Origin of the sequence: Halomonas sp. CH40 (assembly GCA_041875495.1) — a bacterium.
Classification (GTDB): Bacteria; Pseudomonadota; Gammaproteobacteria; order Pseudomonadales; family Halomonadaceae; genus Vreelandella.
On sequence record CP112982.1, the window covers coordinates 1,099,343 to 1,113,659 of the forward strand.

General features: G+C 54.4%; 8 protein-coding genes. 7 read left to right on the forward strand and 1 reads right to left on the reverse strand.

Annotated features, from left to right (window positions below; translation table 11 throughout):
- The first annotated feature begins 25 nt into the window (after positions 1–25).
- From OR573_05010 to OR573_05040, 7 genes are all read left to right on the forward strand, one after another.
- The gene (locus tag OR573_05010; GenBank protein XGA81016.1) at positions 26–1,147 is read left to right on the forward strand and encodes a polysaccharide export protein; all 1,122 of its coding nucleotides are present in this window, start codon (positions 26–28) and stop codon (positions 1,145–1,147) included.
- A gap of 59 nt (positions 1,148–1,206) precedes the next feature.
- Positions 1,207–2,010, forward strand: coding sequence for a SapC family protein (locus OR573_05015; protein XGA81017.1), 804 nt, complete (start codon positions 1,207–1,209; stop codon positions 2,008–2,010).
- Positions 2,011–2,055: 45 nt separating this feature from the next.
- Positions 2,056–3,531, forward strand: coding sequence for a TolC family protein (locus OR573_05020; GenBank protein XGA81018.1), 1,476 nt, complete (start codon positions 2,056–2,058; stop codon positions 3,529–3,531).
- Positions 3,528–5,771 (forward strand): type I secretion system permease/ATPase, encoded by a 2,244-nt coding sequence (locus OR573_05025; protein XGA81019.1) that lies wholly within the window; start codon positions 3,528–3,530, stop codon positions 5,769–5,771. Before OR573_05020 ends, OR573_05025 begins: the two co-directional genes overlap by 4 nt.
- Positions 5,768–7,093, forward strand: a complete 1,326-nt coding sequence (locus OR573_05030; GenBank protein XGA81020.1) for an HlyD family type I secretion periplasmic adaptor subunit — start codon at positions 5,768–5,770, stop codon at positions 7,091–7,093. The genes OR573_05025 and OR573_05030 overlap by 4 nt, the downstream gene beginning before the upstream one ends.
- Positions 7,094–7,474: 381 nt before the next feature.
- Positions 7,475–11,437 carry a PT domain-containing protein gene (locus OR573_05035; GenBank protein XGA81021.1) on the forward strand — a complete coding sequence of 1,321 codons (3,963 nt, stop codon included), beginning with the start codon at positions 7,475–7,477 and terminating at the stop codon, positions 11,435–11,437.
- A gap of 216 nt (positions 11,438–11,653) precedes the next feature.
- Positions 11,654–13,195: a hypothetical protein gene (locus OR573_05040; GenBank protein ID XGA81022.1), complete on the forward strand. Its 1,542-nt coding sequence runs from the start codon at positions 11,654–11,656 to the stop codon at positions 13,193–13,195.
- A gap of 65 nt (positions 13,196–13,260) precedes the next feature.
- Here the strand turns inward: OR573_05040 and OR573_05045 are convergent, their stop codons facing one another.
- Entirely contained in the window at positions 13,261–14,289 is a 1,029-nt protein-coding gene (locus OR573_05045; protein XGA81023.1) for a hypothetical protein, read from the reverse strand.
- Between the last annotated feature and the right edge of the window lie 28 nt (positions 14,290–14,317).

The window sequence follows — 14,317 nt, forward strand, 5'->3', positions numbered from 1 at the left end:
TGTGTTGACTCTCATGAGCTGAGCTATGAATCGGAAAATTCTTTTTCTACCCGCTGTGGCGGTGTTTTTTGGGGTTGTGCTGAGTGGCTGTGCACTAGCACCCGGTGGCAATATCGAGTATCGCACCGAGAGTCCCCCCCTGGATGATCTGGTAGATATCGAGCCAATAACGCCGGGGCTTGTATCCACCTATCGCTCAGTTGTTTCCAGGGCGCAGCCGCTCAGCGCTGAACAGCGCCAGGCATTTGATGACTATGAATACTTGGTAGGCCCTGGCGATGTATTGAGCATCATCGTGTATAACCATCCTGAACTGACCAACCCCTTCGGCGCCGGGTCAGATCGTTCGTTGAATGAATCTGGCAATCTAGTGCAATCTGATGGCAATATCAGCTATCCCTTTATTGGCACGCTGGAAGCAGAGGGGCGCACGGTCAAGGATATTCAGCAGGAATTGTCCCGCCGCTTGAGTGAATATCTGACTGATCCTCAGGTGGTCATACGGGTGGCCGCGTTTGAGTCACAGAAAGTCTTTTTGAGTGGTGCCGTTGGCTCTGCGAGGGCGCTACCGATTACCAATACACCGCTAACCATTATTGATGCCATCAGCCAGGCAGGTGGTCTGGCGGATAATGCCAACTGGCATGACGCCGTGTTGAACCGCAACGGGCAAGAGCGTGAAATATCCTTGTATGCCTTGTTGAAAGAAGGCGACCTGAGTCAGAACCTGCTACTTGAAGATGGCGATGTTTTGCATGTGCCTACTTCGGATAATCAGGCGGTGGCGGTAATGGGGCAGGTGCGCGCACCGGGCAGCCTGCGTATGGGCGCTGATCGCTTCTCATTGACCGATGCTATATCACGGGCGGGCGGCCTGGATGAAACACAGGCTGCGCCCTCAGGTATTTTTGTGTTACGCCGTCAGTCTGAGGAAAGCGATAAGCTGGCCACCGTTTATCAACTGGATATCCGTAACGCTACTGCCTTCATGGTGGGTAGCCAGTTCACGCTTGAGCCACGCGATGTCGTCTACGTCACGACAGCGCCCATTGCGCGCTGGAACCGCGTGATTGACCTGCTGCTGCCATCGATGGACTTCCCGGGCGACGGCGTCAATATGCGTGATAGCGTAGAAGAGCTGCTTTAAAAAGAGGCGCTTTTACAGATAGTTGAGTAACCCGTCAGGTAGTTTAGAGAGGAGTCAGGATGTTGAGTGGCGCGTCATTAGTTCCTCTTTCGTGGTCGACGCACAGCGGTTTAATGTGGCAGCGGTTTACCTCTTACCACTTTGCTGCTGAGGCCCATTGGGTGCCTCTGGCTGAACAGGAACTTGCCCAGGCGGCACTGGCCTTTCCTGTTGCCTTTCGGTTTGAGGGGGGGGCATGGACGGTGGTGGCATTGCTTGGCCTGGCGCCGGGGCAGAATGTCTGGGTAGATGACGACGGGCGCTGGTGCCAGCGCTATGTGCCGGCCGCCTTGCGCAGCCAGCCGTTTGGGGTGCAGCGTGAAACGCCCGATATACTCTGCGTTGATGAGAACTCCGAGTGGCTGGTACATAGCTATGAAGGCGAGCCGCTGTTTGATGAGCAGCGCGCTCCGGCAAGCTTTGTGCAAGAAACGCATGAATTTTTAAAAGTATGGGCGAACGGCTCCAAGCAACTGGGGCGATTAGCTAAGGTGTTGGATAATCATGGCGTGTTAACCCAGTGGAAGTCACCTGCATTGAAAGGGTTGCCTGAGCTTTATCATATCGATGAACAACGCTGGAATGCTCTTGACGATGCGGCTGCTATCAGGGTGCGTCGCCAAGGTGCGCTGCCGCTGATCTATGCGCACCTGCTGGCCAAGGCTAACCTGAACATTCTTTATGCGCGTGCCCAAACACCACGTGAATCCCAGCCTTCTGCTTCGCCCCCTCGTGAGCAGCGTCAACAAGCCGTGCTGGAGAGCTGGCGCGATGCGCTGGCCGAAGAACCTGCGCCAGACGAGTGGACGTTTCCGAGTCGTTGAACGCAGCATCAACCGGCCTGATGATTTCAACCGCAAGGAGTGAGTGTGAACAAGCAGAAAAACGGTCTCGTCAGGCGCCCGGCGTTGCTGATAGCCTCTTTATTGACAGTGTCGACTTACTCAACTGCGGCCTTTGCTCAGACAACTGAACTGCAGGATGAGCCGTATTCTGAGGTTGATAATTACAGTGTTTCAGAGCCACAGCCTGCCTTTTCAGCCACGACTGAAGAAGTGCTGGCGCCTTTTTATTGGCAGGCCGCTAACCCTGACGCTGCCAGTGCGGGCCAGGCATTGCGCCAACGTCTGTTGCAGGCCCTGGATCGCCAGCCGCGCTTGCAGGCGCAGTGGGCGCAGGAGCAGGAAAGCCGGCTACGCATCGATGAAGTGCGTGCTGAGCGCCTTCCTCAGGTCAGTATGGGGCTGGAGCAGCGTAATAGTCTGCAGGAAGTGAATCGTAATGCTTTTGATAGCGGCAACCGGCTGGATGCCTATGTCAGCGTTTCGCAGCTACTTTATGATTTTGGTGCCAGCGGTGAGCGGGTCGACAGCGCTGAACTCAGTGCCAGGGCGCAGGTATGGGAGAGCCGGGTAAGCGCTGAAGAGCTGGTGCTGGATGCCCTGACCGCCCACTTTGATGTGGTCCGTTATCAGGCCCAGTTCGCCATTGCACAGGATAATCTTGAGCAGCATCAGCAGATTCTGGAAGATGTCAGCGCTCGACGCCAGGGGGGCGCCGGTTCCAGTGCGGATGTGCTGCGGGCGGAAAGTCGCCTGGCCGAAGCCAGTGCCCAACAGACCAGCCTGCAGGGTCAGCTCGCCCAGGCCCAGAATCGCTATCAGGAGCTTTTTTTTCAGGTTCCTACCGGACTGGCGCTACCAATGTTTGAGTTGCCGGAGGTGCCCGTCATAGAAGCAGCTCTGGATGATGCCATCACCGCTAATGCTGAACTGCAGCGCAGCCTGTTCGATACCGACGCGGCCCAGGCCGAAGCGCGTGCCACCCAGGCCAGCCAGCTACCAAGGCTCTCAGCGATAGTGGAAGGTCGCCAGTTCAACGTGGACGAACCCTCTGAGTCAGAAAGCGATCTGGCCCTGCGCTTTCAGGTCGATTATCAACCCTATACGGGCGGTGCTGCATCCTCACGTAGCGCTCAGGCCGAACAGCGCGCTGAACGTGCCTATCAGGAGCGTGAAGCGCTGCGGCGTGACCTTGAAGCCCGCCTGCGCACTGCCTTCACCGATGTTAAGGCGCAACGCGAACTGTGGAAAGCGCAGTCATTGAACCTGGAAGCGAATGTCGAGACGCTGAGTGCCTATCGTGCCCAGTTTGGTATCGGGCGACGTGACCTCAATGACGTGCTCGACGCCCAACGGGAACTGTTCCAGAGTGCTACTGCGCTGGTGGATAGCCGCACGAATTGGGAGCTGGCCCGTTACCGTCAGCTCTTGCTGACAGGTGAGCTGTTGCCCGCCCTTGATATTGACGTTTTGCCCGAATTCAGAAACCAGGATAATGAATGACCACACCGAGTGATGCACAGGACGAGCATAACAGCGCTCAGGATGCTGAGCAGGAAGGATGTCAGGACAGCCGTTCTGAAGACAGCAGCGCTAATGGCTCCTATCAGGGAGATCCCCTTGAGCAATGTCTTATTTTTCTGGCCCGCCATTTGGAAATGCCTGTTTCCGACAGTGCCATTCGCGCTGGACGGGTAGGGCTTGATGCCACCCTTGATCCGAAAAGCTTTATAGAAGCGGCTGAACGCCATGGGCTGGTGGCTGCACTTGGCGAGTATTCTCTGGATCAGCTACCTAATAGTCTATTGCCTGCTGTTGCACTGTTGCGCGGTAACCGTGCTGTGGTGATTACCCAGAAATTGCCCGACGGCGGTCTTGCGGTTTACGACCCTGCATTGGGTGACACCACCGTTGAGTACACTCAGGCCACGCTGGCTCAGGATTACCTGGGACATATTATTGCTGTGCGGGCGAAACATCGCCCGGCCGCCACCCAGGCGGGGCCAGCGCTTAGCCAGGGCCACTGGTTCTGGAGCGCGCTCTCATCCAACCGTTGGATTTACGCTCAGGTGGTGATGGCGGCGGCGCTGACCAACTTTCTGGGGCTTTCCACTTCGCTGTTTATCATGGTGGTCTATGACCGCGTGCTGCCCAATGAGGCGATTGAGTCACTGATCGCCCTGACGATTGGCGTCAGCGTGGCGCTGCTGTTCGATTTCATGGTCAAGACGCTGCGTTCGGTGTTTATTGACCGCGCCGGTCAGCAGGCGGACTTGCGTATGGGACGGCGCATTTTTGACCATGTGCTGAATCTGCAGATGAGCGCCAAGCGCGGGTCGGCGGGCGGCTTCGCCAATACCTTGCGTGAATTTGAAACCCTGCGTGAGTTTTTCGCCTCGGCCTCGCTGGTGGCGATTGTCGATTTACCCTTTATTTTCCTGTTTATCTGGGTGATCTATCTTATTGGTGGGCCGCTTGCCATTGTGCCCTTGGTGGCGGTGCCGCTGGTCTTATTGGTCGGGGTGGCGGTGCAGCCCTTTCTGCGCCGCCTGTCGAATACCGCTTTTGAAGAAGGGCGTAACAAGCAAGGCGTGCTGGTTGAGGCTATTTCAGGGCTGGAAACCATCAAGGCTAGCGGGGCGGCTCCCTTGATCCGCGAGCGCTGGGAAGAAAGCGTGCGTCAACAGTCGGATACTGGTCGACGCGGTCGTGCGATTCAGCAATTTGCCCTTAATGCCACGGCCTTTACCCAGCAAGCCGCCCAGATCTGCATTGTGGTTTATGGCGTATTCCTGGTTGGCGACGGTGTGATCTCCATGGGGGCGATGATTGCCTGTGTCATTCTTACCGGGCGCACCTTGGGGCCATTGGCGCAACTGGCCCAGACAATGACGCGGATCAACCAGGCGCGTACCTCGTTTCGTGCCATTGACCAGTTGATGGCCATGCCGTCGGAGCGCCCGGAAGGGCGGCGCTATCTGAGCCGCCCGGCGTTGGAAGGCAAGCTGGCGCTGCAGGATGTAAGCTTTCGCTACCCGGATCAGACCGTTGAAGCGTTGGCTGATATCAACATCACGATTCAGCCAGGTGAGAAAGTGGCCCTGCTGGGGCGCGTGGGTTCTGGTAAAAGCACCCTGGCGCGCCTGCTGCTGGGTATCTACCCGCCTGAGCGCGGGGCGGTGCTGGTGGATGACACGGATATCCGCCAGCTTGACCCCGCTGATCTGCGTGCCAGTATCGGTAGCGTGCTGCAGGAATCCTGGCTGTTCAGTGGTACCGTGCGCCAGAACATTGCGATCGGCGGTAATCACCCGACTGACAAGGATATTCTGGATGCCGCGAAACTGGCCGGCGCGCATGACTTTATTGCCCGCCATCCGCATGGCTACGATATGGTCGTCGGCGAACGGGGGGAAGGGCTTTCTGGCGGCCAGCGGCAGTTGATCTGTCTGGCCCGTGCCTTGTTGGGCAGCCCGCCGATCATGTTGATGGATGAACCGACCAGCGCCATGGATATCCAGACGGAAAAAGACGTCATTTCACGTCTGAAAGGCGCCGCCAAGGAGAAAACGCTCGTGGTGGTTACCCACCGGACAAGTCTACTGGAACTGGTGGATCGTGTGATTGTGCTGGACCAGGGCAAGGTCGTGGCGGATGGCCCCAAAGCCGAGGTCATGCGTCCGGTTGAAACGCGTAAACGGCAGCCTAACCCAGGCAAACCTGCCATGGAGGCTAAATCATGAGCGTCGCTTCTCAACGTGAAGACGAGTTTGAGCATTTCCTGCGTCATGGAAAAGCCCGCCGCCCTATCGCCGGGAGTCTGTTGCTCGGTCTGATTCTGGCTTTTTTTGCAGCGGCCTTCACCTGGGCGAGTGTGACCGAAATCGATGAAGTGACCCGGGGTCAGGGCAAGGTGGTGCCTTCCCAGAACCTGCAGATTGTGCAAAGCCTGGAAGGGGGTGTGGTGGAAGAAATTCGCGTCAGGCGCGGCGACCGTGTCGAACAAGGCGATGTTCTGATGGTGCTTGGCGCGGGCCTTTTTGAAGGGGAATATAATGAATTGCAGCAGCGTTATTTTGCGCTGGAAGCCAAGATTCAGCGCCTTGAAGCGGCCCTTAATGATGAGGAACTGGTTTTTTCACAGGCGGTAAGCGACGCTGCTCCCAGCGTGGTAGCCACCGAGACCCGGCTTTTCCACGGACGCCGCATCGAGCTTGAATCAGAAATTCAGGTATTGGAGCGTCAGCGTTTCCAGCGTGAGCAGGAACTGGTAGAAGCACGCGCTACGCTTGACGCGGCTCAGTCAGGTGTGGGGTTGGTAAGAAGCGAGCTGCAGCTGATTGAACCCTTGGTATCACGTGGGCTTGAGCCTGAAACTTCGCTGTTACAATTACGTCGTACGCTGAATGACTTAAGCGGTGAGGTGGCGCGCCAGCGCAGTGCCGTGCCGCGACTGCAAGCCGCCATCGAAGAGATCGAGGAACGTAAACAGTCGCAGCGCAATGCCTACCGTGCCGAAGCCCTGGCGGAACTTTCTGATGCAACAGCACGCGCGGCAGAGTTGGAGAAAAGCCTGCCTGCCAGGGCGCGTCAATTGGCTCGTACAACGTTGCGCGCCCCTGTGGACGGCATTGTTAATCAGGTGCATGTGCATACCATTGGCGGCGTGGCACCGCCGGGAGAGCCGCTGATAGAAGTGGTGCCGGTAGGTGATGACCTGGTGATAGAGGCCCATGTGCGTCCTGCGGATATTGCCTTCCTTTACCCGGGCCAAACCGTCAAGGTAAAGCTGACTGCCTATGATTTTGCACGTTACGGCGGGCTGGATGGCGAGCTGACCATGATCGGTGCAGATGCCGTTGAAGTGCCCAGTGGGGAGTCTTCTGAATTGATGTACCCCGTGCAGGTACGCACCAGTGGCAGTTTATACGACATAGATGAACAACCGCTTGACGTGATTCCCGGGATGGTTGCGCAAGTGGATATTCTGAACGGTAAACGTAGCGTGCTCGACTACCTGCTTGAACCGGTCATAAAAGTACGTGATCGCGCTTTACGGGACTAAACGAAAAATAAAATTGATTTTGAAAGTCAAGTAGAATATAGAATTATTTGTTTGGGAATAATAAGGCAAGACAACATTGCACCTTACACCCTTAATCTTCTATATTGACTGTTGACTTAACTCATGGATAGGCAAGTCTAGTAACTTACTTTGCTTGCCAAGATGATTTGCTGTCATTCCTAAAGATTAGTTTTATTGAAAGTAATCAGGAAAAAAGACCGGCTGATAAATTGTCGCTATTCATAAGAGATCGCTAAGATAACTCCAGGGGAACCCATCATGCAAAACTCTTCACCTAAAAACCTACACGCCAAGTTAAGTCAATTCCTATCAAAGACTCGACAAGGCTTCATTGCTGGTCAACCATTAAATCATGTGCGCGTGATTGATCAACAACATGAGCAGAACCTGGCCATTCTTGCTGAGCAGCCAGGTAGTGGCGTGACTCGTGTCAGTGTGCCTGTTGACCCTACCGAGCGTGTGCGTTTTGTGCGCAAGTGGATGGCTAAACATCAGCGCAAACTTGCGGGTGGTGCACTGGCCAGCACTTTGGTATTACCAATGCTTGCGCAGGCAGCTGAAGGTGAAATGATTGCGGTGGGTGACTTGAATGGCGTTATGGCCACGGAAGAGTTAGCCAATGGTGGCTTGCAAATCATTTTTGAAGATGGTCGTGTTGTTCAACTTGGCGCTGACCATGTGCAGATGATGGGTGAGCAGGTTGCAGTGGATGCTCAGGCACTTCAGGGTGCACTGGATGCTGCTGCTATACCGGCTGAGCGGCTCGAAGGCGTTGAGAACGCTGCGCTCAATGGCGATGGTACCGCGACGATCACCATGGAAGATGGTCAGCGCATGCTGATAGAGCCGGGTGCCATGCAGGTACAAAACGGCCAGGTTACCATGACTGAGGCGCAGATATCCGGTGCTGGCCTGGGCGGTAATTACAGCTTCAGTGCCCCGTTAGAGGGTGCGGTAATGAGCAGCGGTGCTTCTTCGGCTACCTCTAGCTCCTCAAGTGCATCTGGTGACGGTATGCTGGGTGGCTTAACGGGTACCCAGCTTGCGATGGGAGCCGCGGGTGTTGGTGTCGTAGCTGCACTTGCTTCTTCTGATAGTAGCTCATCGTCTACTCCAGAAGAATCGACGGAAGCGCCGACCGAGGCCCCGTCAGAAGCGCCTACAGAAGCTCCGACTGAAGGACCTACCGAAGGGCCTACCGAAGGACCTACCGAAGGACCTACCGAAGGACCTACAGAAGGACCTACAGAAGGACCTACAGAAGGACCTACAGAAGGACCTACAGAAGGACCTACCGAAGCGCCCACAGAAGCACCGCCGGAAACCGCATCCGGTAACGTGCAGGATGGTTACATCGTTAATGCCAACGTTGTCTTCCTGGATGCTGATGGCAACGTGATTGGCTCAACCACTTCGTCTGCTGAAGAAGGTTCACAAGGTGACTTTGAAGCTGAAGTTGATGGTGATGTCGATACTATCGAAGTGCGTGGCGGCACCGATATTGCAACCGGCAAAACCTTTGCTGGTGTGATGAAGGCACCGGGTGGTTCTGAAGTTGTTAGCCCTTTAACGACCTTGATCCAAGCCCAGGTAGCGCAAGGCCGTACCGTTGAAGACGCTGAAGCTAATGTGCGTGAGTCTCTTGGATTGGGTGACTTGGGTACAGGCAGAACCCTGCTTAACTTTGATGCCTGGGCAGACGATACAGAGGTTGGCCAGGCGGTTGCTAAAGCCGGTATTCAGGTCGCTGCTCTTATCCAGGTTGCATCTGCCAATGCAGACAACACAGGTGTTGATGAAGAGCGCTTTACTGCATTGATGAATGACTTTGCTGCGCGCTTAAGTGATAGCGATAACCCGTTGGATCTTTCTGACCCGGATACGTATGAAAATAACGTCAAAGAGTTCCTGACAAGTAACGGTGTTACTGAAGAGCAAGCGACTAAAGCCTCACAAAGCAGCAACAGCATTAGAGCATCAGAGACCCGCGAAGAAGCTGCTGATGTCCAGCGTGATAACGCACCCGGTGAAGTGGTAGAACCGCCGACGGAAGCACCGACAGAAGCACCGACAGAAGCACCGACAGAAGCACCGACAGAAGCACCGACAGAAGCACCGACAGAAGCACCGACAGACGAACCGACCGACGAACCGACCGACGAACCAACCGACGAGCCGACGGACGAACCAACGGAAGAGCCGACGGAAGCACCGACCGACGAACCAACCGAAGAGCCAACCGACGAGCCAACCGACGAGCCGACGGACGAACCAACCGACGAGCCGACGGACGAACCAACCGACGAGCCGACGGACGAACCAACGGAAGAGCCGACGGAAGCACCGACAGACGAGCCGACAGACGAGCCGACAACCGACAATGTAGAACTTTCTTTGTCCTTTAGTGATGCGTGGGTAGAAGGTAGTAACAATATTCAATTAACACTTTCATATCCCGCAAGTGCTTCATTGGAAGGTGTTTCTTTACAAGGTGGGGGAGCAATTTCGTCCAGCCTATCCGTTATAGCTGAAGGTGATACTGCAGTAGCTACCTATTCATCATTGCAGGCTAATAATGGATCTTCTAATGGTACGTTGATTTTTGACTTTGCTGTTGCCCCTGAAGATCTTGCTAGCTTCCGTGTAGAAACTAGTGGATTAAATATTAACGGCAGCGATATTAATAATGCGTCTTACATTTATGAAGATGGTTCATTATCGCTTGTCATCGATTCTGAAAATGCGTTGGCAGAAGCTCAAGAACTTGATGTTAGAACAAGTTTACAGGATCGGTTAACGGACGACATTACTGCCAACCTGAATGGAAATGGCGAGATTGTCCGCGACGATCTGGATGCATTGATTGCCTATCGTGAAGCTATTCAACAAGCTGTCGAGTTGGCTGGAACAGGTGACGCTCAGGCGTTCTTCAACGGTGATGATGCGCCTAATCTGACCGTCATTCTTAACAACCTCGCGGGTCTGAGCGTTGATGGAGCCGTGTTTACTCAAGCCAATGCAGACACGGCTATTGCACTGGTCAATGATGTGGGTGCCCTGGCCGCTGCCAATCCAGCACAGCTTGATGCCCTTGCTGAAGTTGCCTTCACCACCCTGACCGGTGGCGTGGATGCTACGCAGTTCAGCGAAATGCTGGGTGAGCTGGCTACTCAGCTCAACGATGAAAGCATTTCAATCGGTGGCCTTTCGCTTGACGCACAAAGCGTGACGCAGCTGCAGGCCTTGTTTGATGGTCTGGGATCTGACGCTCAGGCAGTGGCGCTTGCATCGGCACAGGATCTGCAGATCAATGAGTTGCTTGACCCGCAGGCGTTCTTCACTGAAGCATTTGCTGAAGCACTCAAGTTGGAAGTGGAAAGCAATGACACCCTTGGTGCTCTTGCCGTTCAACAATCCTTGGTATCGTTCATCGAGAAAGTTGGGCAGTTAGAAGGAGAGCAGTTTGAAGCTGCTGACTTCGGAAGTGACGGGCTAATGGCTACCTTGGCAAGCCAAGTGGATTCACTATTGGCTACGGCAGAGGCTAATCCAGCCTTGGTACCTGCCGGTGCGGAGATCGATGGAGATACGGTCAGCTTCAATGGTCTTTCGCTGAGCGTCAGCCAGCTGGAATCTGCTGTTACCGGTTACGGTAACCTGAACCCTGAGAGCCAGGCCACCTATCTGGAGAACCTCAACAATCCGGATGATCTGTCCTTGTTGACTGACTTGGGTTCGGCTCTGGAAACACAGTTGGTGCAGAACATCGCCAGTGAGACAGAAGATCAGACCATTACGCTGGGCGTAGGCGACTATGAAGGCGTGGCTGGCGTTGTTAGTGGCAGCGGTGATGACAACATTACAGGCAGCTCTCTAGACAACACCATCGATATCAGTGCGGGCGGCACTGACACCCTTACCTTTGCTGCCAGCCTGGCTGACAATGGTACGGATACGGTTACCGGTTTCAGCGTTGGCGCAGCGGCTGATGGTGGTGACGTGATTGACTTTGAGGGTCTGCCGGCCGAGCTAGGCACTAACTACGAAGTTGACCCTACCGGTGAGTTGGGTGCTGATACAGGACTGCTGGTGTTTACAACCACAGCAGGTCCAGAGGCTTCTACGCTTGGGTTGACGGAAGGTGACACGGTCATGGTGCTGGAAGTCGCCGATAACGGTACGGATGCCCAGCTCCTCAAGGTTGAGGTTGGTGCCAGTGATTCAACGACCGCTGAGCAACTGGCAACCTTCGAAGGCCTGGGTGGCAGCCTTGGTAGCCTTGTCGACGATAACCTGCAGGACTTTAACCTGACCAATACCTGATCAGGTCGTTCTGAAGCGTTCGCCTGCGGCTCGCCGCAGGCGTGATAAACACACCAACACCTTGTTGGTGTGTTTTTTTTGTTTACTATTGGGGTATCTACCCGTGCAAACTATGGCCATACCATGACTGTTCTTTTACCTGCCTGTCGCAGACGTACACCTTTCAAGCAAACTTTGACGCCACACAAGCAAGGTAAACGCCTTAAGCAGCTTGCTTTGGGTAGTTCGCTGTTGCCTCTTTTGGCATTGAACGCTGTCAATGCACAAGAGCGTATAGCGCTTGACCAGATAGAAGGGATTGAGGAAGTGTTGCCTCAGCCTGATGGTAGTGTGATTGTGGTGCGCAGCGATGGCATTCGCCTGCAACTTGCCGCAGAAGCCGTTGAGATCAACGAAGGTGTGGTCACCATTACCCAGAGCCAAATAGTGGATCTGGGCCTGGTTATCCCCGCGGGTTCTGGTGCCGTGGATGGGGGCGCTGGATTGAGTGCCATGGCATCGCCAATGAACCTGGCAATAGGTGCCGGGGCAATAGGTATCGGCGCGGCAGCCGCTGCTAGCAGCGCCTCTTCAGATACCTCTGAGCCACGTAATCTGACCTTGCTTGAACAGGTGAATAGCGCAGACTCAAGCGGTCGTATTCTGCGTATTCTGGACGGTTATTCAAATGAGCTTGACCCACTGGTTCAGCAAACGCTCGAGACCATAGGCGCGCAGCCTCTTGTCGGTGACCGGTTGCTTGATCAGGCAGCGCAAGCGCTATTGGATCGTAGGCCTGAAGGTGGTTTTGCCGATCAGGCTGCACTGGAAGATGCCGTACGGGAAATAGCAGGCCTTTCTCCAACAGAAGAACCCACGGAAGAACCCACGGAAGAACCCACAGAAGAACCCACAGAAGAACCCACAGAAGAACCCACAGAAGAACCCACAGAAGAACCCACAGAAGAACCCACGGAAGAACCAACAGAAGAACCAACAGAAGAACCAACAGAAGAACCAACAGAAGAACCAACAGAAGAACCAACAGAAGAACCAACAGAAGAACCAACAGAAGAACCAACAGAAGAACCAACAGAAGAACCAACAGAAGAACCAACAGAAGAACCAACAGAAGAACCCACGGAAGAGCCCACCGAAGAGCCTACGGAAGAGCCCACCGAAGAGCCTACGGAAGAGCCCACCGAAGAGCCTACGGAAGAACCAACTGAGGAGCCAACAGAAGAGCCTGGTGGTGAGACGTTTACCAGTTCGGCAGAAAATGAGTCGTTTGATCTGACCGGTGGTGGAAGTGACACTCTGTTGCTAGGCGCTACGCAGGCAACCAATGGTGTGGATACCATCACAGGCTTCAGTACCGGGATATTATCTGCGGGCGGAGATATTCTTGAGTTTGCCTCACTGAATCAAGGTGCATTGCGTGGTTCAGGTGTCGACGCAGAAGCATTTGATTCTGACAGTTTTGCCCTGGGTGATAACACTGGCATGGTGGTGTTCACCACCAGTGTGAGCCTGAACCCGGAAGATCGAGACCCTGCATTGATAAACCTGGTGCTGGAAATGGACGAAGGAGATGCTTTATACGTGCTGGCGGCTGAATCAGGTGACGGTGATACGCAGTTGGCTCGGGTGGAACGCACGGGAAGCGGCTTTACTGAAAGTGATCTTGACGCTCAGCGCCTTGCCCTATTTGAAGGGCTTGGCAGTGACGGGTTAGGCAAGATGATTGATGACAACATAAGTGATTTCCAGCTGACGTAGTGCTATTGCCCCGCCTGCTATTGATAATCCTTTGGTGGGGCTAGCTTGTCATGTTGTCTATTCGGTCAAATCGGCTCTGGTACTTTCACCAGGCTGGTAATCGGTGCCTGCACTATATGCTGGCGGTAGTCGATGCCGCTGCGCAGAATAAAGTCATCCAGCGAGCGTGCATTGCCCAGTGAGTAGGGAGGGGCAAGCTGGTTATCGATCAGTTTGCTTAAGCGTTGGCGCGCGCTGGCACGGCGTTGCGTCCACTTGACGGGCCTTTTGATATCGAGATCCTGGCGCCAGTGCAGATTGGAGGAAGTAGTGTTGGGCTGTTTGTAGAGATGGAACAGAGGGACTTCACTGAACGAGGGGTGAAAGATTTCCCAGCCATGGGTAAAGGCACGCAAGGCAAGGTGTTGCTCTTCACCGTGAAAGTAAAACTGCGGATCGTAAGGAACTTCGCGCACGAAATGTCCTAGTGTTAATAAGAAGCCGCCAGCTATATGAAAGCCACAAGCGTAATAGGTGCGTCTGTCCTGAGGCGCGGGCTGGTAGGTGACTCTGAAGGTCAGTACCGGGTTGTCAGGTGTCAGACTCTGGTCTGGCTTGACTTCAAATATGGCCAGGCTCTTGCTGATATTGCTCTTTTGTGATGGTTGCCCGTTGGCATCGAACTCAAATCCGGGTGGATAAATGCTTAAGACAGGGCGTGGATGTATTGTCTGCAAGTTCTCCATATGTTGACGCAGCACGCCGTCCCAGTTCGGCGTGAACCATGTATGCGAATCAATCTGTAAAAAATACTTTTCGTCATCATAGAGCGTCTGAGCCAGATGGCGCGCCCAGCTAACGCCTTTTGAATGCAGTGGGTCGATATGTAGATAGCGGATCTGGTCGGCATGTGCCAGCGTAGAGATCCATGTCTGCTGTGATTCATGACTTTGGTCTACGATGCCTAAAAACAGTTTTTCAGGTTCACTCGCCTGGTTAAATAGCGACTCAATGGTAAAGCGCAGAAAGGGATCACAAAATGCCGCTATGCTGATGAACAGGTTGCTGTTTTCAGCCGCTTTAGAGGTGCTGGTCTGGCTTGAATCCTGTGTCATCGGGTCTCCACAAACTATCAGGTCATTA

Coding starts and splice junctions, on each gene's coding strand:
- OR573_05010 (XGA81016.1), top strand. CDS start 26: ATGAATCGGAAAATTCTTTTTCTACCCGCTGTGGCGGTGTTTTTTGGG.
- OR573_05045 (XGA81023.1), bottom strand. CDS start 14,289: ATGACACAGGATTCAAGCCAGACCAGCACCTCTAAAGCGGCTGAAAAC.
- OR573_05025 (XGA81019.1), top strand. CDS start 3,528: ATGACCACACCGAGTGATGCACAGGACGAGCATAACAGCGCTCAGGAT.
- OR573_05030 (XGA81020.1), top strand. CDS start 5,768: ATGAGCGTCGCTTCTCAACGTGAAGACGAGTTTGAGCATTTCCTGCGT.
- OR573_05015 (XGA81017.1), top strand. CDS start 1,207: ATGTTGAGTGGCGCGTCATTAGTTCCTCTTTCGTGGTCGACGCACAGC.